1 protein-coding gene and 1 pseudogene are annotated in these 1991 nt (G+C 73.4%); both read left to right on the top strand.

Going from position 1 to position 1991, the window contains the following annotated elements; genetic code table 11:
• Positions 1–475, top strand: a pseudogene (locus CA984_RS46905) (hypothetical protein); the annotation flags it as partial.
• A gap of 48 nt (positions 476–523) precedes the next feature.
• Positions 524–1991 (top strand): serine/threonine-protein kinase (locus CA984_RS43820; protein WP_086579137.1); only part of this gene is annotated, 1468 nt, incomplete at its 3' end.

Genomic DNA, 1991 nt, shown 5'->3' with positions numbered 1-1991 from the left:
CACCAAGACCGAGGAGAAGGAGAAGGAGGAGTCGAAGCTCCCCGACGGCTGGCACATGCACAAGGACGGCAACGACTTCTCCATCGGCCTCCCCAAGGGGTGGAAGGTGGACAAGCGGCCGGGCCAGCAGGTGTGGTTCCGCGGACCCGACCGGACGAGCTTCGTGTTCGTCGAATACGTCGACAAGGCGGGCCCCGATCCGAAGCAGGACTGGTACGACGGCGAGCGGGCCAGCCGGGGGAACTTCCCGGGCTACGAGCGGATCCGGATCGAGAAGGTCGACTACATGGAGAAGGCCGCCGACTGGGAGTTCACCTGGAACACGAGCTCGGGCAAGGCCCGGGTCCTCAACCGGGGGTTCGTGACCAAGGGCGGCCGGGGATACGCGATCTACTGGCACACCCTGGCCAAGGACTGGAAGAAGAACATGCACTTCTTCGAGGGGTTCACCCGGACCTTCTCGTCGAAAAAGTGAGGGCCGCCCCGACCGGCTACGATTCGTGAGTTTGGGAGGGGCGAGAGAATGACCGAACGCAAGGTGGCGGGCCGGTATCGCCTGCTCGAACCCATCGGCGAGGGCGGGATGGGCGTCGTCTGGCGGGCCCACGACGAGCTTCTCGACCGGGTCGTGGCGGTCAAGGAGGTCCGCCACCGCGGGATCGACGAGGCCGCGCGCACGGAGATGAACCGGCGGACGATCCGGGAGGCCAGGACCGCCGGCCGGCTGGACCACCCGTCTGTGATCATCGTGCACGACGTGGTCGAGGAGGAGGGCCGGCCCTGGATCGTCATGCAGATGGTCCGGTCGCGCTCGCTGGGCGAGGTCGTCCGCACGGACGGCCCGCTGCCCCCCGGGCGGGTCGCCTCGGTCGGGCTTCAGGTGCTGGGCGCCCTGCTGGCCGCGCACGCCGCCGGAGTGCTGCACCGCGACGTGAAGCCGGAGAACGTGCTGCTGGCCGACGACGGCCGGGTCGTGCTGACCGACTTCGGGATCGCCTCGATGACGCAGGAGACCGCGATCACCCGGACGGGCGGGATGGTCGGCACCCCGGCCTTCCTCCCCCCGGAACGGCTCCACGGGCTGGCGGCCACCCCCGAGTCGGACCTGTGGTCCCTCGGGGCGACGCTGTACGCCGCCCTGGAGGGGCGTGCGCCGTTCGAGCGGGCCACGGCCGCGGCGACCATGATGGCCGTCCTCCACGGCGAGCCCAGCCCCATGACGCACACCGGCCCCCTGACCGATGCGGTCCTCGGCCTGATGACCAAGGACCCCGCCACCCGGATGACGGCCGATCAGGCCACGGCCCTGCTCAGCCGCGCGGCCTCGGGGCAGGACGCCGGCGCGGCGGGGCCGGGCGCACCGCCCTCGCACCCCGGCACGACCGCCCGCCCCACCCAGCCGTCCCACCCGGGCGACCCGGCGGGCCATGACGGCTCTCCGTACGCCTCCCGGCCCCCGCACGCCGGGCAACCGCCGTATCCGGCGGGAGCGCCGTCGTATCCGGACGGGGCGGGGCCGGGCATGCGGCATCCGCAGCAGACCGGGCAGCCGTCCCATCCCGGCGACCCCGCGCAGCGGCCCTACGGCGACGGCCCCGCCCATTTCGGACAGCCGTCCTACCGGAGCAGCCCCACCCACACCGGGCAACCGCCCTACCCGGACGGAGCCGCCCACACCGGACAGCCGTCCTACCCGGACGGAGCCGCCCGCTCCGGGCAGCCGTCCCATCCCGGCGACCCCGCGCAGCGGCCCTACGGCGACGGCCCCGCCCATTTCGGACAGCCGTCCTACCGGAGCAGCCCCACCCACACCGGGCAACCGTCCTACCCGGACGGAGCCGCCCACTTCGGGCAGCCTCCCCCGGACGATCCCGCGTACCCGCGGTGGCCGCACCAGGGGCAGCCCACCGACGCCGGGCGGCTCGCCCCTCCGGCACGGCGGCCCGGGACGGGACGGCTGGCGCTCGCGGTCGGGGTGCCCGCGCTCGTGG

Source organism: Streptosporangium minutum (assembly GCF_002149035.1).
GTDB lineage: Bacteria > Actinomycetota > Actinomycetes > Streptosporangiales > Streptosporangiaceae > Streptosporangium > Streptosporangium minutum.
This window is presented reverse-complemented; position numbering and strand designations above follow the sequence as displayed.